The sequence below is a fragment of the Prochlorococcus sp. MIT 1307 genome (assembly GCF_034092395.1).
Lineage (GTDB): Bacteria > Cyanobacteriota > Cyanobacteriia > PCC-6307 > Cyanobiaceae > AG-363-K07.
Genome location: NZ_CP139301.1, coordinates 275812 through 297046 on the forward strand (window position 1 = coordinate 275812; position 21235 = coordinate 297046).

Here is a 21235-nt window from a genome sequence, read left to right on the forward strand (position 1 = left end):
GTTTTGTTGTTTTGAAGACACTTGTATTGGGTGGCACTCGATTTGTCGGTAAGGCTCTCGTTTCCCTTTTAAGCTCTAAAGGATATGAGCTGACTTTGTTTACCCGTGGTTCTAGACCATGCCCTAAGCAGTTTGAGCATATAAAAGGAGATAGGACCACCGATGAGGGACTCAAGTTACTGCAGGGAAGAAGGTTTGATGTAATCATTGATACTTCTGGTAGAAGGCTTGAGGAGACCAAAAATGTTTTATCTATTACCGGTGCCCCTAAGCACAGGTTTTTATATGTCAGTTCAGCAGGCGTATATAACAACTCAATCTTTTGGCCAATTGATGAAGGATTTTCTATTGATTCGAATAGTAGGCATATAGGTAAGGCACAAACTGAGCAATGGCTTATTGATCAGAACATTCCATTTACTAGCTTTAGACCTACATATATTTATGGTCCTGGAAATTACAATCCAATTGAACGGTGGTTTTTTGACCGCATTATTCACAAAAGACCAGTTCCCATTCCAGGGAATGGGAACTGGGTTACACAATTAGGTCATGTACAAGACTTAGCCGATGCTATGACTAAAAGTCTAGATTTTGATATTGCAAGAAATCGAATTTACAATTGCTCTGGGAAAAAAGGCGTCACTTTTCTTGGCTTGATTGAATTAGCGGCAAGAGCCTGTGGAAAGGAGATAAGTCAAATTGATATTCGTTCTTTTAACCCTAGTGGTCTAGATCCAAAAGCTAGAAAAGCATTTCCATTACGAATTGATCATTTTCTTACAGATATTACGCGGATTCAAGAGGATTTGAGATGGACACCCAAATATCAATTAGAAGAGGGGTTATTGGATAGTTTTAATAATGATTATTTGCTCAATGCAAATTCAGAACCTGACTTCAGCTCCGACGATGCTTTAATGGGTAATTGAGGTATTTCATTGCTGTAGTTAGAGCGAGTACTAGAGAAGGCCAGAATAAATACCATCCAATTTTATGAATGATGCCTATTAATCTCCCATTCCCCCAGTTCGATGGCCAGATCATAAGAAGGATACTTGCGAATTGAAGTAAAGTTTTAGCTTTTCCTCCTAGAGAAGCTTGGCCTCCTTCTTTTTCTGACGATCGCCATATTGTTATTAATAATTCTCTTGACACAAGTAGCCAGATTGCCCACAAAGGTATTACCTCTTTCATGTTTAACCAAAGCAATGGAGCTGATAAAAGAATCTTGTCTGCAAGAGGATCGAGGCGTGCGCCTAATACAGTTCCTCCTCCGGCTTTTCTTGCTAGGTATCCATCAGCAAAATCACTTAAACCTGCAAGAAAGATTAAAAGCCATGCTAACGACTCATACCCCTTACTTAAAGCGAATATCACTGGAAGACCCGCTATAAGTCGAAAATAGGTTAAGTAGTTGGCTAGCTTTCTTAGCATAATTTGATTTACCACCTTTATTGTATTAAGAGGAAAAAAGGAAGGTGTTTGTTTTACATTCTTTATAATTGCATATATTTATAAATAGCTTACTATTATGAATATAAGTTATTTTTCCTCGGCATGACAATTTTCTTGCTTCTTGTATTACTTGGTTCATTATTAGCAATGACATATATAGTCCGAAAAATCGACCAGAACTAAGTTATGCTCTAGTCATACATGAATGATTAAGTCCAAGTCATATCTTTCTGGAAATCAATGAAAATATATTTGCACTCCTTTATAAATTCATAAGCCAATTAACCTACAATTAAGTATTGCCAATGCCTCACTTGGTAAAAAAAGAAAAGTATCTAAAAGTATGTTTCCTGTACGGGGAACTATCGAAATCCCTACTAGTTTAACATTCCCATTTTTTTTAAGTGGATATCCTGATGCTTCATGTTCTTTACTTTTTACTTTATGGCTGATAAGTAAAGTTTTAACTATAAGATCTGGAGCATGAATTATAGAAAATATTGTGAACTTAAATCTTGCATCAAATTGAAGAGATATTTGGTTATTTGTTTTATCAAAAACCCCTTTCAGAAAAATAGGGTGAATCTTTATTTCTAGCCCTGGAAATAGTGGCAATCCTAATAACTTTGTAGTATCTGAATTGATTGAAGGGATAGAAAAAGTTCTAGGATTAAATGAGATGTCATACGAACTATTATCATTTTTGCGTTCACATATGCCTATTCCACCACCTCCTTTCGCGTTGTAATAAAAAGTGGGGTACTTACCAATTTTCAATTCGCAACCTCTAAGGCTTATAAGCTCGATTTTATGCATTGAGCAAAACTAGGAAGAATGCCTCTATTCAATGACTTTAACCTTTATAGCCTTTTTCTTGTTTTATTGAGCCTTTTTATTTATTCAACTAGCAATATCATGCCTTGATCCCTTATTGTTGCTTTATACCGAATTTTTTTTATGCAAACGCTGCCCTTCAATCTACCTCCTGGCAGCGACCTTCGTTTATCAATCGAGGAATTAGCTACTTCCCAACGAATGTCTGGCTTTGTCTTGAGTATTGTTGGAAATCTATCGCGAGCATGTTTTCAATGCCCAGGTCGCACTAATCCAACAATATTGGAGGGAAATCTAGAAATTATAACTCTTAATGGTACTTTTTCTCCCAATAGTGTTCACCTTCATCTCAGTATTTCAGACGGTAACTGTCAGGTATGGGGTGGACACCTTGAGAATGGTAGTGAGGTTCTTAAAGGTGCAGATATATTAGTTGGCTTCTTAGAAAGAAAACAATCAGATAAAGATATTAACTCATCACTACATTCGAATCCTATTCATAAACTTGAGGTTTTTGTAATTCCAGGTTGTCCATGGTCCAATAGAGCTATTCGCATATTGCAATCCAACGGTATTCCTCATTCTGTCAATACAATTACTGAAGATGAGGACTTTAATCTTTTAAAAAAGAGAAGTGGTCTTTCTACCTTTCCACAAATATTTATTGATGGTGTTCTATTAGGTGGTTATGAATCCTTATCAGAATTACAAAAAACCGGTAAATTAATAGATTTAAAGTGAGCTTAACCTCTAAGGATACAGATGAGTTAAACTTATGGTCAGAAAAACCGTTTTGGTGTCAACCATGGTCGATAATACTTACTGGTATTTTAGTTATTATTATTAGCTTAATTTGGCCTGCAATAAAATGGATAACATTATTATTATCTATTATTATAGTCTTATGGTGGATATTGTTTTTGTGGTTGGCTCCTAACCTTTACCGTGCCCAAATAGGAAACATCGATCAAGATAATTAGAATATAGTAGACTTGATAAGATATTTCTCTCTATGCATTCTTCAGGACTATCAATAGTAGGCTAAATATTGATTGTGATATTCGCAGTTATTTAACATCGTGTATATAACTAACATATTTTGCTGCGACAAAATAAAATATATTTAAGCGCAGATTTTAAAATCAACAAAGCTCATCCTCTAAAGTCTTCTCACCTAAAAATTCGACCATTACAAAGGTCTGACATACCTCTTGTTACTCAATGGTCTAGAACTGAAGGTTTTGCACCTGGAGCCGGTGATGTAAGCATTTATCGCCATACTGATCGACAGGGCCTGTGGATTGGAACTCTGGGTAAAAATTCAATTGGTTGCATAGCAGGCGTCAGATATAACGCTTCTTATGGGTTTATAGGACTTTTTCTCGTAGTACCTCACCAAAGAGGAAATGGTTTTGGACTAGAACTTTGGAAACACGCTCTTAGTCATTTAAATGATTTACCTTGTATTGGCTTAGAGGCAGCACTCGACAGAATTAAAGATTACGAATCTTGGGGATTCAAACCTTCTTCGACCACAACACGTTGGCAATGGATAGGTGACGGTGATTTAACATCAACTAATGGAATGCAATTTGCAGATTCTGTTGATGGTTTAAGGATCCTCCAAGATGACCAAATACCATCAATAGTGGTTCAGACATACGATGCTAAGAGGGAACCTAGCCCTCGCCCACATTTTCTAAAAGATTGGCTTAAACATCCAGCCGGAACAGTTTTGGCTCTTGTAGATCCCAATGGCTTTTGTCATGGCTTTGGTCGAATACGTCCTTGTCTCCTTTCTGATGGGGAAGGTTGGCGAATAGGTCCACTCTTGGCTGACACTCCCAACCTTGCGGAAAAGCTCCTAAGACTTTTAATAATGAGACATAAAGGTGTGATTTTAATAGATACCCCTGGACTTAATTCAAAGGCTAATCCTTTACTCCAAAAACTTGGTTTCCAAGTCTTATCAGAGACACTGCGGATGTATAAAGGTGAGCAACCACCTATTTCAATGAATGATGTTTACGGCCTTGCCTGCCTAGAACTTGGTTAATATAAAGAGTAAATTATGATATTATTTTTTAGGTATAAATGTGTTTTAGGCTTATTTATTTTGACGTAATTGTTGCTTTTCTTTTAAGAGCTCCATCTCGAGTTGTTCAATTAATTTTGATACTAGTGTTTGAAATTCAGGTTGACAACCTCGAAAGGCGGCCTTATGCCTAATAGGCTCATTACGTGTACGTAGATCTGTCAGCATTAGTTGCAATGCATCTATTCTCGGGTTTGTGTTCATAAGTTGTTCAATTTCCTAACTACCTGCAGCTACTGTAAAGCTTTCTATAGCTTCTTCCATTGTTAGTGCTTTTTGCTCTGTATTACTTGTTATTTCAATTATTTTACCAATCGAATTAGATGTAACTAATGCTTCAATACAACACTTGGCGACAAGTCTTCGAGGTATATACGCGTCTTCTTGTTGATCTGGACCTGTAAATTTAACATTTTCATCTTTTAAATCATCTTCTCTTTCATTAAGTCCACCTGGTCTAATTACAGTCCAATCTAATGAACTTTCCTCAAGCACTCTTTCGCCAAGACGCTTCCATACAAGAATTAAGCCGAATAAGTTAAGAGGGTGAAATATTCTTCCTGAACATAAAGAACTGACAAGGATTACTCTTTTAACATTTACACGCTTGCAACTCTCTATTTGCTTTTTGACGCCTATAGCATCAATTCTTGCTGGGCCTGTTAAATCAATAGATGGTTTTGCTCCTGTAGCAATAATAAGAGCATCACAACCTCTTAGTGAATTATCCAAACTTGTTGGATTAGAAAGAGAAATTGTATACTTTTTCTTTGATAGAAGATTTTGTGGGAGTTTGGAATTTTCTCTAACTAATAACCTTACATCGTTACCTTGGTTTAAGGCCTCCTCGGCTACTCGATAGCCAGTTTTTCCTGAAGCTCCACTAATCGCAATTTTCATTGTGAACCCTTTTTATGTATTATATTTTCTAGCGAAATCTGAGAGTAAGTGTTGAGTATATAAGTTTATTGTGATTAAAGCACAATTTAGAAATGAGTAAATAGGAATTTCGCACTTTTAATGTTTCACTTTCTATGATCTCATCTGATTTTATGATAAAGGGAGTGTTTCTTAAACAATTAACTGAAATGAATACATAAATTATTTATACAAAAATAAATGATTAATGGAAATTCGAATAAAACCCAGATTAAATTCGGTTTGTACTTAAATTGATTATTATTTATTAATTATCTATGCTTTTGAATAATGGACAGATTTAGTTCTTCTGGGATAAAGTTCCTTACATAGATCACAAACCAAACCATTGCAACCTCTAGCTGTACAGTGTTCACGCCCATAAAATATAATTTGCAGATGAAGTTTATTCCAATTGGATTTAGGAAAGAGTTTTTTTAGATCTTCTTCTGTCTGTTTAACATTCTTGCCATTTGATAGCCCCCACCTTTGAGCAAGTCTATGAATATGTGTATCGACTGGGAAGGTTGGAATGTTAAAGGCCTGAGCCATTACTACACTTGCAGTTTTATGACCCACTCCAGGCAAAGATTCTAAATCTTTATAGTTATTTGGTATTTGATTAGAAAATTTTTCTATTAACATTTTTGATAAGCCAACTAGATATTTAGCCTTTTGTTTAGATAAACCTAATTGTTTTATTTTTTGATATATTTTTGACTCACCTAATTCATACATTTCTTCTGGTGATGAGGCTTGTTGGAACAACGCAGGTGTCAACTCATTAACTTTTTTGTCTGTAGCCTGGGCACTCAGTACAACAGCAACAAGCAATGTAAAACTATTTACATGATCAAGTGGTATCGGTGGATTTGGATAATGCTCATTTAGCCTCCTTTGAATAGTAGTAATTCGTTTCTTTAAATTCATTTTATTTAGAGAGCGTTAGTTCTTCGTAATTTGGAAGATATTAATGCTAATAAAAAGATACAAAATAAAGCGATGACTAAGATAACTTTACTACCTTGTAGCAATCCTGCACCTAAAGCTACTACAGGAGGATTGGAGAGTAATATACTTATTATAAGAGCCGGTGCAAATTTTCTCCATGGTGTTTTAGTTAGTCCAATAGCATAACTTACAAAATCAAATAAGCCTGTCATTAAAAAACCAGTCATAAGAAAAAAATTATTCTCCAAATGCTTTCTACTGATCTTTTCAACCTTATCCATAAATCGATTACCTATTAGTTTCTTAGCTATCTCTCGCCCATAATATCTTGAAATAAAAAAACTTATAGAGCAAGAAAATAAATCTGATAAACAGATGATAACTATACCTTGCTTAAATCCAAATATACCTCCTGCTAAGAGTGAATAGGCTGTACTTGGCAAGGCTGGGATAATAACACTTGTAAATCTAAGTATAAATATTGCTAATGGTGCTAATAATCCTAAACTCTCTATGTTGCCTTTTATGTCCTCTACCCCAATTAAATTAATTACACACAATAAGCCTATTAATATTATTACAACTAATATTAATTTTAATATATTTACTCGAAATTTATTTAATATTGATTTTGATGAAAATAGTTGCATGTTAGTGATTAATTCAAGGAATCAAAGTTTTAAACCCTTGTGTTATTTGGCTTAATAATAAGGCTGATGCTTTAATTTGATATTAAAAAAAATTTTTAGTAGAGCTGAATCCATGACTAAAGAAAAAATGCAACAACTTTGTGACCAAAGATACAACAATATGTGCTAAATATCACATATTGATAGCACCAAGGCCAGTGTTAGGCGGTATAAATATATAAAGCATTGGCATTTGATTCTAAAATGCTTATATGAAGAATATTACATCAATCATTCTCTCAAAAACCCTTTGGCTAGAGGGTTTTACTTTTAGCACCTCAATTCATATCCCAATATATTTGATTTATAACACTCATAATTTAGTCGAGCATTTATTTCCTATTATATTCCAAAATTTAAACAAAACTACGGTTGAGAAAAAACTGGAATTATTAAACGAGGTAGATCTGAGTGAAGGGCAGACAAGCCTTTTAGCTACTGCATCTTCAATAAGACTATGCTTAAAGTTTTCCTTTCCGAAAGGATTAGCAAGGATATCAAGTTATTTGTCAACCTTACGTAAGGACATAAAACTCGGCTTTAGCGATATTAAAAAGATCGTTTGGATTCGATTACCCGCTTGTGAGAGCCTTCTTTTTGAAGCTCCTAATAGATGTCATTTTGCTTTGTCTTTCACTGAAAATTTTCAGACATATAATGATTTAATGATTCACTTGTTTATTGATAAATATAATATTCGACATCTAGTGACTTCATATGACCGTATCCAATCTGTTTTGAGATATTCAATTAGACGTTTTGCTTTAAAGCAATGCGATCACTATTTACTTCCTTTAGCTACTAGACACGAACGTATCGCCGAGTTAGTAGGTGCAGTTAGATTAAACTTCACCAGGCAAATCACTAAGTTAGGAGATGCGAATTTACTTTTAATTGATACGTTCACAAGGAATTTTATCATTACTAATAGTTTTCTTTCTAGACCTATTTAATATTGTGAATAATATGAATAATACAGCTTTAAAAATTGAAAATTTATGCTTTCAGTATACAAATTCTAGCAATTTACATTTGGCTGTTAATTCTGTAGATCTATCACTGGGTTATGGAGAATTGATTGGACTCCTAGGTCCATCAGGATGTGGTAAGACTACTTTGCTAAGGCTAGTCGCTGGTTTTGAAAAGCCTACTAAAGGAAGGATCCTAATTAATAATAATATTGTAGCTACTAATAAATATTTAGTTCCTCCTGAAAAAAGAGGCATAGGTATGGTTTTTCAAGATTATGCACTATTCCCTCACCTAGATACATGGCAAAACGCCTGCTTTGGATTGAAACGTGGTCAAGACAAAAAAAGGGTCGAATGGTTATTAGATTTACTTGGCTTGTCTAATCTCCGTTTTAGATATCCTCATGAACTATCTGGTGGGCAAAGACAGCGCTTGGCACTTGCAAGAGCTCTAGCTCCGGGTACGTCAATAGTTGTTTTAGATGAGCCATTTTCTAATTTAGATGTAGACGTACGGTTGAAATTACGTTCTGAGCTTACCCATGTACTCAAAACTTGTTCGGCTAGTGCAATTTTGGTTACACATGACCCTGATGAGGCATTAGCGATTTGTGACCGTGTAGCTGTTATGTGTGATGGAAACTTACATCAATGCACCAGTCCTCCTGATTTGGTACATAAACCTGCAACCTCATTCGTTGCAAGATTTGTACTCCAGAGAAATGTTATTCCTATTGATGTACAAGGAACAAATATTCATACACCATTTGGAACAATCATAAATCCTATTAAGGATCAATTGGTTTTACCTTATGAGCTAATGCTTGATGATAAATGCTTAGAGATTATACCTAACTTAGATGGTAAGGCTGTTATTGAAGGATCAGAGTTTCAAGGACAATATTGGTCACTTCGAGTAGCTCTTGGGTCACACAAATATAGGATTCATTATGAACTAAGTGCTACACCTAAGGTGGGTGATAGATGCAATATTAGGTACAAAACTAATAAACATGGCCTTTTATTCCCAGGTGCTGTTAATTGCCCGCTACAAGTAATTAACTAATTGTTACTTGCCATTACAGATACATTTTCCTCCTTTCCACTTAGAACACTTTCTTTTTTTACAAGTCTTTTTTTTATTTGTTGTCAATACATTCATTCCAGCAATTTGTTTTCCTGAAAAACTCCCAATTGAATTAGGCATTTTTTTAGGTTTTTGCGAATTCGCTACTGAGTTTGATTCTCATTATATGCTGTATTACTCTTCTTAAGCATTGAGCTTTGTTTTTAATAAAATCCTTGTATCATTTATTACATCATTAGGCCATTGCCTTAACTTTAGTTCATAGGACTATTTACTCCAAATCAACATGACAGTAACACCCAGTAATTCTTTGAAAATCAAAACTGGTCCAGCTGGTAGGGCAATGGCTGAGGCCATGCAATCTGAACTAGTTGAAGGGCTGCTTCAACATTTAACAATGGAGAGAAGCGCAAGCGCACAATATTTTGCTAACTCCCTTTGGTTTGCTGAAAGGGAATTAAAAGGATTCTCAAGTTTTTTCAAGAAAGAATCTGAAAATGAGCAGGCTCATGCATCGATATTTGCCGATTATCTTATTGCAAGAGGCCAATCAGTTCTTTTAGAAAAACTAAAAGCCCCCATTCAGAGTTGGAGTGATATAGAAGAAGTGTTTGCAGCTTCCTTTCAGATGGAGGCAGACGTTACTACTTCGTTGCACCAATTATATGCAATTGCAGAAAGAGATTCTGACGTTCGCACTAATGTATTTTTAGATCCAATAATTGAAGGCCAAACGTCCTCTGAAGATGAATTTGCTCATTTATTGGGAAGAGTTAGATTTACTAAGAATCAACCATCTGCACTTTTAATAATAGATGGAGAATTGAATATTTAACTCCTGACTTATTAGAAATTCGTTTAGTAATTTATTTATTAGCAATTGAGTATTCACTTTACCTATTACATAATTCTATTAAAAATTCAATTGAGAGATTGTCAGATATATTTCCTTTTTGAATATTAGAAGCTATCCTGATAATTTCTTGTCTTCTATTCTCCAATGAATCTAATTCTTTTTTTAGTCGAATTAATAAGGCCTCATCGTGACTATTGATAATAGAGCTAACAATACTTTTACACCTGATTCGTAGAAGTTCAACCTCCTTTGAAAGATTGCCTATTAGAGTATCTGATTCTTTTAACGCAAGCATATGATTTAAACAGCAAAAGATGCAGATTCAATTAATGTTGGAGCTACTTTTAAAATATGTTCTCCAGTTGGAACACTTAATAGCTCTTCTGATCTAAGTCTAGAAATCAATCTAGTTGAAGTTACTCTTGTTGATCCTATAAGTTCTCCAATTCTCTCGTGTGTAAGTCTGAAAGGAAGTTGGCACCAGTCACCGCATCTTCTTCCTAATCTGTTTACTAGAAGTGCAAATAAAGCTTGTAAGCGTAATTCTGCGCTGCCTAAGTGACGTATACGAAGAAGTTGAAGTGTCCACTCGTTTACTGCATCAAAGCCCTCGCCTTCACTTGCCTTTGTATCATTACGAAAAATAAGTGGAGTAAGTGCTTCTACACAAACTCCTTCACTACAGAGCCTTTCAGTCCGCAGTTGATCTCCTGATTGTAGGAAAGCAAGTGTCATTCCTTCAGTTTCTTCGCAGGGACAGTAAACACGTGCTATTCCCTCAAGTACTTCAAGGCAGGAATTACCATCTCTAGGGATAAGTACTGATTGACCTGTTGGCATTCTTACCGGCGCTACAGGTTCATCTGGCAGAAATCGGAAGCTCATTTACGGTTTTGAATCTTTCTTGCTGAGAATGAATCTCAACCTTATAACGATGAGGGCCTTTTTTGCAAGCGATTCTCAATAGCAATAGCTTTGTTGAGACGGTTGAGAGATTTGGTATGTTTTGGTGTGATTTTTATCACAGTTCTCTGTGATATTTAAGTGAAATTTCTATCAAGTTATGATTTAAAGACTTGAATTGTAGAAAAATTTCTTTAATAAAAATGATTTTATTATTAAGGCATCACTTTCTTTGCTGAGAATATATTCTTTAAAATTGGAAAACCCAGCTTAATTGAATATTAAAAAAGCCCTGCAATTTTGCAGGGCTTTTTTCTTTGACTTAGTTAGATGTAAAAAGAATCTCTTGTTTAAGGAGTTACTTTTTAGCCAGCTGAGATTTGGCTGGTTTCTAGGTTGTCAAAGTACTTACCAATACGCTTGAAGTCGAAGCCCATAGCTCTTAGACCATGCCAGAGGTGGCCCTGGAGGTAGAAGAAGCCAACGTAGTAATGGAAGTTAGCCAACCATGCACGTCCTGTATGTGCGTCACCAGCAAGTGTCTGGGTATCTAGGAAGTAAGGAGCAATTTCAAGTTTCAACTTGAGTACTTCACCATATAGCTCAGTTGGATAGATGGTTGTGTTAGTTGAAACCCAGAAAGCAGCTACAAATGCTGTATACGCTGCACCAGCAAGAGAGGTGGAAAGCACCCATTCTGCTCCAAGAAGACCTTTACCTTTGAATTCAGTGTATTCACCGAAATTACTGGTGAAGATGTGGAAGGCAGCTCCTGCAGCCATAAAGAATGCTAGGAATGCATGTCCTCCCATGATGTCTTCAAGGCTACTAATTGATAGCCAGTCAATCTGGTGGTTCCAGATAGCACCAAGGTCAAGATTGTATTGAACCTTACGAACTGAACCTATAGCAGGGTCATAGATTCCATTGTATTTAGCCCATTCAACAAATTGAACACATCCCAATGCAAGGAAGCAAAGATGATGACCAAGAATTGATGTGAGCCTATTAGGATCAGTCCAATCAAAAGCAAATTTGTTAGGCCTTGAACCTGCTGGGTAGTCTTCTAGCTTTTCCTTATATCTAAAGGAGTGGAGCATTGCACCACCAGCATAGACAGCTGAGAAAATGAGGTGGAAGACTGCAACAACAGTGATTGTGTAAGGCTCTGTTAGTACTCCGTTCTCACAACCACCCAGTCCATAAGTAGCTAGATGAGGAAGCATTACTAAACCCTGATCTCCCATTGGAAGTGAGGGGTTGTAGCGAGCTAGTTCAAAAAGGGTGTTAGCGCCAGCACCGAAGCAAATTAATCCTGTATGACCAATATGCGATGCAATAAATCGGCCAGAGCGGTTTGTAACTCCAGAGTTACCCGCGTACCACGCGTAGGTAACGTTGGGGTTCCCGTAGGTCTGCACGAGAAAAAATTAAAAGGGCGAAACTAAGATATTTTCTAGTGAGCAATTATGGATAATCTCTTCACATGGCTTAATAAAAGAACTATTAAATAGTTGTCGTGGATTGAAAATATAGGGTTTCTCTAATTTTATTTGAGATCAAAAAATTTTTATTTTGTTTATATTTTATTTATTTTTCAGTTAGGCCCTGGTCCACCTTTAACCGTGGTTAGAGCAGTCCCGTCTAAAAACTGTTGATCGAGAAGTAGCAATGCTGCGCTGTTTTCACCTGCAAGCCTTAACCTTTTTCGTACAAAACGGGCTTCAGCTTCTTCTTGCAACTGTTCTGCGACAAACCAGTCAAGCATTGCTGTAGCACTTCTTTCTCCTGCCTTTTCTGCTATTGAATAAATTCTGTTAATTGAAGCCGTAACAGCTTGCTCCATTTCATAAACATTATCAAAAAGAGTTTGAGCGGTTGTCCAACTTCTTTGTGGTGCGTCAACGCTAGGTAGTTCAACCTGCTCGTCGCAATCCACGAGGTATGCAATTAATCGATCCGCGTGGCCTCTTTCCTCCTGACTCTTTGTTTGCATATATGTAGAGAAGCCGGCTAGGTCTCTCTCTCTAAGCCAAATTGACATAGCTAGATATGTGTGACTGGCTTGAAACTCACAAGAGAGATGATTATTAATAGCTCTAGTTAGTTCCTGCATCTTTTCTCAGAGCTTTAATTTTAAATATTAATCCTTTTTAAGGATAAGTCAAAAGAAATTTCTTATATAGGCGTTTCGCAAATTGACCTATATCTGATTAGAATTTATATACTCTTTCTGAAACACCAAAATTGAATCATCTTAAAGATCAAGATGCATCTAAGCAAGATCAAAAGGAGTTTTTGTTATCATTACCTGGCATGGAGAAAGGTTGCAAACGTCTTGTAATAATATTAGGATTGTTAGGAGATTTTGATAGTATAGAATATATTCAAATGTTGGTTAGATATTTGCCCTGCTTAGAAAAGGCAAACATCAAATTATTAGTTATTGGAATTGGTAGTGAGGAAGGTAAAAAGAAATTTTGCGAATTTACAAAATTACCACATAACTACATAACTGTTGTTGATCATATAGATATCCATCAAAAACTTGGCTTAAATACTTGTAGAATGTCAATTTATAGTCCTATAATTAATTTATTACTAATGTGTGCTGGAATTAATTCACCTGGTACTTTAAACGAGGTATTAAGAGGATATGTTGGAGATAAAAATGCACAGCCAATTTTTAAACCCGATGACATAATTTCGACTGGTATTCTTCCGGACTTTAAAGGTAAATTATTTGAAGGCGCTGGTGGAAAAGGTTTCCTAAGGCCTTTTGAAATGGCAACATTAAGATTAGGTAATATGACTGAAGTACTTTTTAATTGGAGTCAATATATGATTAATAATGAGTATTTGAGTCAGAGAGGTGGTACATTTATGTTGGATGAGGGTAATAAATTCATTCACATTCATCGCTCTAATGCTCTACTTTCATATTCACATAATATGTCGAAGCCAATATCTTATTTAGAACAATATATCAAAGTTCAATAACTTTTAACCATTGAGTTTTGTACTTAAATAGTGTTTTTATATTAAAAATTACTTTTCTATAACTCTTAGGTTGAAAGGAGATCAAATATTATGTATAGAGATAAAGCATCATTATGTCGCCATATCGTTGTAATAGTTGTGGTAGTAAGGAATTTAGGGCAGATAGGGCATTAGCTGGACGCTTAATTTGTAGGAATTGTGGATTACCCCTAGGTAATAGCAATAGAACCAGCAGCAGAAAAAGGCAATCAGGATTTAGTTCTAATCTCCCTTACCTTTATATAGTTTTAGGTGTAACAATACTAGTCATTATATTGAGATAGATAAATTTGTGAGTATTTAGCTTAAGAATAACATTTACAAACTAGGAATTTCTTTTTTTAATTGGTTGCACCAGTTTTCTAGTCTTTCATCTGTCATATCAGACTCGCTATCCTCATCCAATGGAAGACCACAAAATAAATCTCCAATTAAACTTTTAGACTCCTCGAATGTGTAGTTTGATTTACTTACGTATCCAACCATTTCAGCGCCAGACTTAACAAAATAAGAATGGAGCTCTTCCATTGCATCACAAAAGTTTTCGGTGTAGGTAGATGAATCCCCCAAACCAAATAGGGCTACTTTTGTTCCGTTTAAATTAAGCTCTCCAATTTCTTCTAGCATTGAATCCCATGCTGTACCCGACCTTTCGCTGTCTGCACCAGTGTTCCATGTCGGAATCCCGCATATAATTCCCTCATAGGATGTAAATTCTAATAGGTCTGAAACGTCAGCTAAATCTTTTGGTGCCTCTGCAGAAGGAAGAAAACTGTGAAGCCGCTCAGCTATATCTTCTGTTTTACCAGTTGTGGTTGCAAAGTAGATTCCTACTGCCATGGATCGAAAAGAAGTTATTACTGTCCTAATTCAAAAATGCAAATAAGTGAAGACAAATTAGAACAATTTGACATGATTGATTATACAATAATGTTTGTTCTCTAATATTTATCTACTGAAAACACAGACTTGAAATAATAATGAATTTAATTATTATTATATTTAATTCGTATCAAGATTCTACATAAGTCCTCTTGATAAGAACCTTTTGTTATCACATCTTAAGAATATTAAGTATTGATGAAGGTTAACCTAATTTAAAACTCCAGAATTCATATAGTTGCCAACTCGACCACAAAAAGATTCCTAGGAATGCCCAGTTCATCCATGCAGGTCTATTCTGATTTTGGTTCATTGCTTTATACTTTCTAATTAAGAATAGCCCAAAATAACTAAAATAGTTCTTATTTTATAAATTATAAAATAAGTAGTAAAAGCCCTAATGGAACAATTAGTCTGATAACAAGTTTCATGGCTATAGCCCTTTGATTACTTTTTGCTAGTTTTGGGTTTTCTGGTGGATATAACATTTCCATATCCTTGTGGACAGTATTAGTGTGAGCATTTGTCGGATGCAGCTCCCAGGGCCGATCCTTTATTAGTGCATTTTGCAGCCAATCCCAGTAATATTGAACCATCTTATCTTCTCCTAGTAATTTAACATTATCTTTTTCTATATAACCCATTTGCTGATTAAATGATTGTGTTTTTAGAATCATATAATCTTCCGAAAAGACCTTGTAGAATACGCGATGTTGAAGATTTTTAAACAGTATAAGATTGGTCAGTAACTTATTCTTCATGAATCTTCTATAATGCCTTACAATTACACGGGCACGGTTTTCTGCAAGTGGTATATGGTCTAAGACTTGAACATAACGAGAGCTCTCTTCTTCCCCTTTGTAAATAATTACTCTTCCAGGAGGAATAAACTTTATAGTTATAAATTCCCCCTTAGATTTGTCTTTGTGATTATATTTACTTTGGATTTGTCTAGCTTCCCTGGTTATTGCCTGATTGAAACTTGTTATAATATTTCTACTCACATCTTTATCAGGAATAGTATCTCCATGAACCCAAAATATATGGAGGATATCTAGGTGATTTTCAATAATTCTGGCCCAATCCGCTTTGAAATCTACTGTTACCTCTTCATACTCATATTCAGAAATCTTAAAACCATATGATTCTGCTAAGGAGTTCTCTAGTGGGTAATTTATCTCAAAGTCTGAAAGATTTGTTTTGGCTTTTCCAGTATAATAAATATATATATAGCCATTCTTCTCTATACAAGGATATTGTGATAGATGTATTTTTTTTGCGTAATTATCGTAATTAGTATCAACAATATGTGAACAAGTAATCCTATCTAAATTCGTACACTCACCTTTTGAGGAGAACCTTGCTCCATGGTATGGACAAATTAATTCTCCTTCCTTTATTTGTCCACCTGTAAATGATGCACCCCTATGTGGACACATATCCTTAATACATTTTACATTTAAATCTTTATCCCTATATAAAATCAGTGGTTCATTATACATTGAAAATAGGTATAATTCATCTCTTTTTACTGCTCGACTGGAACATGTTGCATACCAACCTAATAGACCACTCTCCAGTTGATTAGAGGGTTGTATGGCAGTTTTTTCTGATAATAAGCTTTCTGACTTGCTATCTATTGATTGATTCATTGGGGTACTGTCCGCCAGGTTAAGTGAATTAAATTGTTTTAATTCCTCTTGGCTCATGGCTACTTTCCAACATTAATGCAGAAAAAGAATCTTTATAACCATCTTGCACTCTACGCTATAGGGAGAATATTCGTGCTAATCGACGTGAATTTGTAAGTTCTGTAGCAACAATTGTTTGTGTCTATAAACCCTTGCGCTGCAATAGACTCCGTTCTATGACAAATTATTATCAACTTGATTTACTGCTGACAGAACGAGGCTTCGGATGCTAGGGATTATTTTGCTGTCTAAGTATTATTTATACATTTAATACAAATTAGGGTCACTTTTTTACTTGCTTCAATTAAAAAACGATCTTCATGTCACTAATTACCGTTCGCTCTCTATCAAAAAAATATAAAATAGCAGATAAGAAGCCAGGTATAAAGGGAACAATTGATCATTTCTTTAAAAGGAGAATACGTGAAATAACTGCTGTAAATAATATTTGCTTTGATATTGAGCAAGGTGAAATAGTTGGTTTTCTTGGATCTAATGGTGCAGGTAAGACTACCACCTTAAAAATGCTCTGTGGTTTAATTCATCCCACTAGTGGAGAAATCTTGGTAGCAGGCCATGTCCCCTTTTTGAGGAAAAAAAATTATCTCCGACAAATAACCCTAGTAATGGGTCAGAAACAGCAGTTGATTTGGGATTTACCCCCTTTGGACTCATTACGAGTTAATGCTGCCGTTTATGGAATTCGTAATAAGGAAGCTAATAGTCGGATTGAGGAATTGGCTTCAATGCTCGACCTAGATAGTGAATTATCTAGACCTGTAAGAAAATTGTCATTAGGTGAACGAATGAAAGCTGAACTACTAGCTGCTCTTATTCATAGACCTTCAGTTTTATTTCTTGATGAACCTACATTGGGCTTAGATATAAATTCGCAGTTAAAGGTAAGAGAATTTCTTTCTACATATAATCAGAAATATGGAGCAACTATATTGATTACAAGTCATTACATGGGAGATATTACTTCTTTGTGCAAACGTGTACTTTTGATAAACCAAGGTCATCTTTTCTTCGATGGATCACTTGTCAAACTAACAGAGAAACTATCTCCCTCTCGCTGCCTGCAGATTGAACTGAAAAAATCGATAAATATAGAACAATTTTATCAATATGGAAGAATAATATTCCATAAAGATAATGTAATTAAACTCCTTATACCTAAAGAGAAATTTGCTGATGAGCTTGTTGAGATACTTAAAAATTTTCCAATTAATGACCTAGAGGTTTCAGAACCACCAATTGAGCAATTAATTGGTAGGCTTCTAAAAACAGGGTTAATAGACCAGTGAATATTTTCAATGTTTTAAAATATTTTAAGGGTTTCCTTAGTGTAGCTAGATCCTTGTTGGTTTCTCAGTATGCACTAATGCTTGAATATCGAGTCGAAATTATTCTATGGGCAATTTCAGGAATTTTACCTTTAATCATGCTTGGTATATGGAAGGATGCAGGAATTTCTTCAAACATTGGATTAGATGGAGATTGGATAAGTAAATACTTTATTTCCGCATTTGTTGTTAGACAATTTACTGCCGTTTGGGTAATGTTTTCTTTTGAAGAAGATAATATTGAGGGTCGACTTTCACCTTATTTACTTCAACCCATAAATCCATTTTGGAGATATTATTTCTCTCATATAGCAGAACAAATAAGTAGATTTCCGATTGTATTGGTCTTAACATCTATAGTATTCCTATTATTACCTGATTCTCTATGGCTCCCAAGTATTTCATCTATCATCTTATTTTTTATTGCTGTTTTCTCTGCTTTTACAGTTCGCTTTCTTTTACATTGGGTATTCGCAATGATATGTTTCTGGACTGATCGCGCAAGTGCATTAGAAAGACTGCTTTTGGTTCCCTATTTATTCTTATCAGGTTTAGTAGCACCATTAGAATCATTTCCTACCTTGATCAGAAAAATAGCATACTTTACGCCTTTTCCTTATATACTTTCTTTTCCTGCTAAAATATTGGCTGGTCAGAAAATGGATATGTTCATTTCTTTTTCTGTATTGTATCTTTGGGGATTATTATTTTATATCATTGGTAATATATTGTGGAATGCAGGTCTAAGAAACTATTCTGCAATGGGAAGTTAAATAGTATATGTTTACAATAAATTTCTATTACATTAGACTAATAATTTGTTTTTGGTCTACTAGTATTTATAGCGAACTAGAATATAGATTAAATATTATCATAGAAATATTGTCTGTTGGAGGTAATCTCGCTGGTAGCCTTTTTACTTTATCTTTATTTTATGGCCCTGATACTAATCTAGGCGGATGGAGTTGGTCAGCATCCTTGGTTGTCTTAGGAACGTATACATTATTAGATGGATTTACCACCACTTTTTTACAACCTAACTTAAGTCGAATTGTTAATCATGTACAGAATGGAACTTTAGACTACATACTAATAAAACCTATTGACAGTCAAATTTGGGTTTCTTTAAGAGTGTTTTCACCGTGGGGTCTCCCATCTATAATCTCAGGCATTATATTAATAGCAATAGGACTATATTCAAATGGAGTAACTTTAAATTATAATGTAATTACTGTTTCTACTATAACTTTATTATCTAGTCTTTGTATTCTTTATAGTTTGTGGTTTTGTATCGCAACTACTAGTATATGGTTTGTTCGAGTATGGAATGCAAATGAGGTACTACGTTCTACATTAGTGGCTGGCCGCTTTCCTATTACTGCTTATCCAGAATCCTTACGACGGATATTTACTTTTATTATCCCTATAGCTTTTCTTACAACTGTACCTGCAGAAGCTATGCTAAACCTTATTTCGGTAGATGTAATTATGATTTCTACTTTCTTTTCAATTAGTTTCCTTTTATTAACTAAATGGTTTTGGAAATACGCATTAGGCTTTTATACTTCGGCATCAAGTTGAAATACTAACGTGTTATGAATAGGATAAGCATTATATTTTTCAATTTATCTGATAATATATTCATATTAGCTAATTATATATTTTGAATAAACTCATAGTTATTCAAAACATTGAGAGAGAAGGTCCAGGTATCTTTTATGAAATTGCTGACAGATTATCACTACAAATCTCAATTATTCGTTTTTATGAGGGTGATTCTTCCCCTCTTCCTGATAGAGGGGATATAGTTTTAATTCTAGGCGGACCAATGGGGATATCTGAGCTAAGTAATCCAAACTATAAATGGTTAAATGAGGAACTGAAGCTAATAGATTATGTACTCAAAAATAATATTCCATTTATAGGCATATGTTTAGGAGCTCAACTACTTGCTCATATGGCTGGAGGTACTATTACTTATTTAACTGACATTAATAATATTCCGATATATGAGGTTGGTTGGTCAAAATTAGAGTTTGTCACTGAAATTATAAAGCAGGAATTTCTTGGCTCAATAAATAGTTCATTTTATGCATTACATTGGCACAAAGATCGAATCTTACTGCCTGATAATGCCACATTGCTAGCAACTAGTTCAGTATGTAAGGAACAGATGTTTAGAATAGGATCTCATGCTTATGGACTTCAATTTCATGTTGAAGTAGTTGATGATGATTTTAAGGTTTGGTTGGATGAGGATCGGGATTTTGTACTTAAAGCAGTAGGTTTAAAAGGTGCTTCTCAATTGTTAAGTGATCATAATATTATTTCTAAAGACACAGAATCGATTAGAAGGTCTTTTTTATATAATTTGGCTTCTTCTCTTTTGTCAAAGGATTCAAATTGAAGACTCAATCATTTCTAAATATTCAGAGGCATCTTCTAGATTTTCACAGAATTTACAGGTGCCAAGATAACAGCCCAAATATCTTTGAAAGGATCTTTTGCCCCCAGTTAATGGGTATTCATGTATCGTGCCTCCATGAGGAGTAGCCTGTACCAATTTAGGTAATAGGTTCATTGCTAGATATCTTTTGCCAACTTTCCCGTAAGAATACTTCTCAAGCAATAGGTGGATTTACTCTTTTCTAGTACTATATTTCTTATTGCCTCATTCTTGATTCATTTAGTTTTTCTATGAGTCCGAAAATTCTTATTTATATAGTCATATATAGTCCTATTAGTTTCTAAAAATTATATCATTGTAGATTATTTGAGAAACTTAAAATTTTAAAGTTTCTTTTTGAATAGAGTTATATTCACTTGAGAATGTAAGAAGAGCATTACTTTTTCTTATGTATTGGTATTATTTCTGGATTTTGCCAAATCTTCTAAGGATCAGTGCTCCAATAATTATGTGGGTGCGGGGGAGAGATTAGAACCCACGACCTTCGGGTTTATAGCTAGACGGAATTAAGCACAGAACCCTTGCTAATACAGTCCTTGGCTCTAGAGCTCCCCTTGGCACTCCCCTTGATTCTTATCCGCTGAATTTCGCACAATTGAGATATTTTTAAACTCCAATATACAGAACAAATAACACCTAAGAACAGAATTTATGAATAACAATAAACGTTATATTCGACTAATGCAAAATATTTAACTCAGGATACTTTAAGTAGGTTTTGTATACACAAAGGCCATATTAACCAACTAATTGTTTTAATTGGCTTATTTATATATGACCTTCGGGACGCTAGCCCGAAGCATGAAACTCCCCCTGGGACTCCCCCTGAAGTTGATATTTGCTGAATACGCTAGAAACACGCTGAAACAAGTTTGTAAATCGCTGGCATACTCTTCAGACTAGTTATAGACAAAAAAAAAGGGGCATAAGCCCCTAGTTGTAATTGGTGGCGGGGGGGAGATTTGAACTCCCGACCTTCGGGTTATGAGCCCGACGAGCTACCAGACTGCTCTACCCCGCGAAGCACTACAAGCATACAACCTCAAAG

At 35.0% G+C, this 21235-nt stretch carries 23 protein-coding genes and 1 tRNA gene; 12 read left to right on the forward strand and 12 right to left on the reverse strand.

Annotated elements, in window-relative coordinates; translation table 11 throughout:
- Positions 1-11 precede the first annotated feature (11 nt).
- Positions 12-932, forward strand: a complete 921-nt coding sequence (locus SOI82_RS01555) for an NAD-dependent epimerase/dehydratase family protein (protein WP_320668445.1) — start codon at positions 12-14, stop codon at positions 930-932.
- On the opposite strand, the gene SOI82_RS01560 is transcribed toward SOI82_RS01555, so the two are convergent.
- Together SOI82_RS01560 and SOI82_RS01565 are read right to left on the reverse strand one after the other, a co-directional pair.
- Positions 901-1437: a CDP-alcohol phosphatidyltransferase family protein gene (locus SOI82_RS01560; protein ID WP_320667640.1), complete on the reverse strand. Its 537-nt coding sequence runs from the start codon at positions 1435-1437 to the stop codon at positions 901-903. The genes SOI82_RS01555 and SOI82_RS01560 overlap by 32 nt on opposite strands.
- A 291-nt stretch (positions 1438-1728) precedes the next feature.
- Positions 1729-2235, reverse strand: a complete 507-nt coding sequence (locus SOI82_RS01565) for a hypothetical protein (protein ID WP_320667641.1) — start codon at positions 2233-2235, stop codon at positions 1729-1731.
- A 180-nt stretch (positions 2236-2415) separates the two neighbouring features.
- Here SOI82_RS01565 and SOI82_RS01570 point away from each other — a divergent pair, with 180 nt between their 5' ends.
- From SOI82_RS01570 to SOI82_RS01580, 3 genes are all read left to right on the forward strand, one after another.
- Entirely contained in the window at positions 2416-3033 is a 618-nt protein-coding gene (locus tag SOI82_RS01570; protein ID WP_320667642.1) for a PCC domain-containing protein, read from the forward strand.
- The gene (locus SOI82_RS01575; RefSeq protein ID WP_320667643.1) at positions 3030-3272 is read left to right on the forward strand and encodes a DUF6737 family protein; all 243 of its coding nucleotides are present in this window, start codon (positions 3030-3032) and stop codon (positions 3270-3272) included. Before SOI82_RS01570 ends, SOI82_RS01575 begins: the two co-directional genes overlap by 4 nt.
- Before the next feature lie 161 nt (positions 3273-3433).
- Positions 3434-4348, forward strand: coding sequence for a GNAT family N-acetyltransferase (locus SOI82_RS01580; RefSeq protein ID WP_320668446.1), 915 nt, complete (start codon positions 3434-3436; stop codon positions 4346-4348).
- Between the two features lie 51 nt (positions 4349-4399).
- Here the strand turns inward: SOI82_RS01580 and SOI82_RS01585 are convergent, their stop codons facing one another.
- From SOI82_RS01585 to SOI82_RS01600, 4 genes are all read right to left on the reverse strand, one after another.
- Entirely contained in the window at positions 4400-4591 is a 192-nt protein-coding gene (locus SOI82_RS01585) for a hypothetical protein (RefSeq protein ID WP_320667644.1), read from the reverse strand.
- Between the two features lie 15 nt (positions 4592-4606).
- Positions 4607-5287 (reverse strand): SDR family oxidoreductase, encoded by a 681-nt coding sequence (locus SOI82_RS01590; RefSeq protein WP_320667645.1) that lies wholly within the window; start codon positions 5285-5287, stop codon positions 4607-4609.
- A 294-nt stretch (positions 5288-5581) separates the two neighbouring features.
- Positions 5582-6235, reverse strand: coding sequence for an endonuclease III (gene nth, locus SOI82_RS01595; protein WP_320667646.1), 654 nt, complete (start codon positions 6233-6235; stop codon positions 5582-5584).
- 5 nt (positions 6236-6240) lie between these two features.
- Positions 6241-6906, reverse strand: coding sequence for a TVP38/TMEM64 family protein (locus SOI82_RS01600; protein WP_320667647.1), 666 nt, complete (start codon positions 6904-6906; stop codon positions 6241-6243).
- A 545-nt stretch (positions 6907-7451) separates the two neighbouring features.
- Between SOI82_RS01600 and SOI82_RS01605 the strand changes: the two genes are divergently transcribed.
- The 3 genes from SOI82_RS01605 (at position 7452) to SOI82_RS01615 (ending at position 9838) form a co-directional block, all read left to right on the forward strand.
- A complete protein-coding gene (locus tag SOI82_RS01605; protein WP_320667648.1) occupies positions 7452-7898 on the forward strand; it encodes a hypothetical protein in 447 nt (148 codons plus the stop codon).
- Between the two features lie 79 nt (positions 7899-7977).
- Positions 7978-8982: an ABC transporter ATP-binding protein gene (locus tag SOI82_RS01610; RefSeq protein WP_320667649.1), complete on the forward strand. Its 1005-nt coding sequence runs from the start codon at positions 7978-7980 to the stop codon at positions 8980-8982.
- Positions 8983-9289: 307 nt separating this feature from the next.
- Complete coding sequence (locus SOI82_RS01615; RefSeq protein ID WP_320667650.1) at positions 9290-9838, forward strand: ferritin; 549 nt, start codon at positions 9290-9292, stop codon at positions 9836-9838.
- 321 nt (positions 9839-10159) lie between these two features.
- Here SOI82_RS01615 and SOI82_RS01620 read toward each other — a convergent pair whose 3' ends face one another.
- The 3 genes from SOI82_RS01620 to SOI82_RS01630 form a co-directional block, all read right to left on the reverse strand.
- Positions 10160-10744 (reverse strand): Crp/Fnr family transcriptional regulator, encoded by a 585-nt coding sequence (locus SOI82_RS01620; protein ID WP_320667651.1) that lies wholly within the window; start codon positions 10742-10744, stop codon positions 10160-10162.
- A gap of 383 nt (positions 10745-11127) precedes the next feature.
- Positions 11128-12183 carry a chlorophyll a/b binding light-harvesting protein gene (locus SOI82_RS01625; RefSeq protein ID WP_320667652.1) on the reverse strand — a complete coding sequence of 352 codons (1056 nt, stop codon included), beginning with the start codon at positions 12181-12183 and terminating at the stop codon, positions 11128-11130.
- Positions 12184-12359: 176 nt separating this feature from the next.
- Positions 12360-12878 (reverse strand): ferritin, encoded by a 519-nt coding sequence (locus SOI82_RS01630; RefSeq protein WP_320667653.1) that lies wholly within the window; start codon positions 12876-12878, stop codon positions 12360-12362.
- Positions 12879-13009: 131 nt separating this feature from the next.
- Here SOI82_RS01630 and SOI82_RS01635 point away from each other — a divergent pair, with 131 nt between their 5' ends.
- Positions 13010-13762, forward strand: coding sequence for an AhpC/TSA family protein (locus tag SOI82_RS01635; protein ID WP_320667654.1), 753 nt, complete (start codon positions 13010-13012; stop codon positions 13760-13762).
- A gap of 357 nt (positions 13763-14119) precedes the next feature.
- Here SOI82_RS01635 and fldA read toward each other — a convergent pair whose 3' ends face one another.
- The gene (gene fldA, locus SOI82_RS01640; RefSeq protein ID WP_320667655.1) at positions 14120-14641 is read right to left on the reverse strand and encodes a flavodoxin FldA; all 522 of its coding nucleotides are present in this window, start codon (positions 14639-14641) and stop codon (positions 14120-14122) included.
- A gap of 416 nt (positions 14642-15057) precedes the next feature.
- The gene (locus tag SOI82_RS01645) at positions 15058-16392 is read right to left on the reverse strand and encodes a Rieske 2Fe-2S domain-containing protein (protein WP_320667656.1); all 1335 of its coding nucleotides are present in this window, start codon (positions 16390-16392) and stop codon (positions 15058-15060) included.
- 302 nt (positions 16393-16694) lie between these two features.
- Here SOI82_RS01645 and SOI82_RS01650 point away from each other — a divergent pair, with 302 nt between their 5' ends.
- From SOI82_RS01650 to SOI82_RS01665, 4 genes are all read left to right on the forward strand, one after another.
- The gene (locus tag SOI82_RS01650; protein WP_320667657.1) at positions 16695-17681 is read left to right on the forward strand and encodes an ATP-binding cassette domain-containing protein; all 987 of its coding nucleotides are present in this window, start codon (positions 16695-16697) and stop codon (positions 17679-17681) included.
- Positions 17678-18493, forward strand: coding sequence for an ABC transporter permease (locus SOI82_RS01655; protein WP_320667658.1), 816 nt, complete (start codon positions 17678-17680; stop codon positions 18491-18493). Before SOI82_RS01650 ends, SOI82_RS01655 begins: the two co-directional genes overlap by 4 nt.
- A 7-nt stretch (positions 18494-18500) precedes the next feature.
- Entirely contained in the window at positions 18501-19301 is an 801-nt protein-coding gene (locus SOI82_RS01660; protein ID WP_414153518.1) for an ABC transporter permease, read from the forward strand.
- 82 nt (positions 19302-19383) lie between these two features.
- The gene (locus SOI82_RS01665) at positions 19384-20127 is read left to right on the forward strand and encodes a type 1 glutamine amidotransferase (RefSeq protein WP_320667660.1); all 744 of its coding nucleotides are present in this window, start codon (positions 19384-19386) and stop codon (positions 20125-20127) included.
- A 1004-nt stretch (positions 20128-21131) separates the two neighbouring features.
- Here the strand turns inward: SOI82_RS01665 and SOI82_RS01670 are convergent.
- Positions 21132-21208, reverse strand: a tRNA-Met gene (locus SOI82_RS01670).
- Between the last annotated feature and the right edge of the window lie 27 nt (positions 21209-21235).

Bases quoted from the DNA above. Each gene is read 5' to 3' on its own strand.
- SOI82_RS01615 (WP_320667650.1), top strand. From the start codon at position 9,290: ATGACAGTAACACCCAGTAATTCTTTGAAAATCAAAACTGGTCCAGCT.
- SOI82_RS01570 (WP_320667642.1), top strand. From the start codon at position 2,416: ATGCAAACGCTGCCCTTCAATCTACCTCCTGGCAGCGACCTTCGTTTA.
- SOI82_RS01660 (WP_414153518.1), top strand. From the start codon at position 18,501: ATGTTTACAATAAATTTCTATTACATTAGACTAATAATTTGTTTTTGG.
- SOI82_RS01645 (WP_320667656.1), bottom strand. From the start codon at position 16,392: ATGAGCCAAGAGGAATTAAAACAATTTAATTCACTTAACCTGGCGGAC.
- SOI82_RS01630 (WP_320667653.1), bottom strand. From the start codon at position 12,878: ATGCAGGAACTAACTAGAGCTATTAATAATCATCTCTCTTGTGAGTTT.
- SOI82_RS01600 (WP_320667647.1), bottom strand. From the start codon at position 6,906: ATGCAACTATTTTCATCAAAATCAATATTAAATAAATTTCGAGTAAAT.
- SOI82_RS01585 (WP_320667644.1), bottom strand. From the start codon at position 4,591: ATGAACACAAACCCGAGAATAGATGCATTGCAACTAATGCTGACAGAT.
- SOI82_RS01560 (WP_320667640.1), bottom strand. From the start codon at position 1,437: ATGCTAAGAAAGCTAGCCAACTACTTAACCTATTTTCGACTTATAGCG.
- SOI82_RS01590 (WP_320667645.1), bottom strand. From the start codon at position 5,287: ATGAAAATTGCGATTAGTGGAGCTTCAGGAAAAACTGGCTATCGAGTA.
- fldA (WP_320667655.1), bottom strand. From the start codon at position 14,641: ATGGCAGTAGGAATCTACTTTGCAACCACAACTGGTAAAACAGAAGAT.
- SOI82_RS01620 (WP_320667651.1), bottom strand. From the start codon at position 10,744: ATGAGCTTCCGATTTCTGCCAGATGAACCTGTAGCGCCGGTAAGAATG.
- SOI82_RS01650 (WP_320667657.1), top strand. From the start codon at position 16,695: ATGTCACTAATTACCGTTCGCTCTCTATCAAAAAAATATAAAATAGCA.
- nth (WP_320667646.1), bottom strand. From the start codon at position 6,235: ATGAATTTAAAGAAACGAATTACTACTATTCAAAGGAGGCTAAATGAG.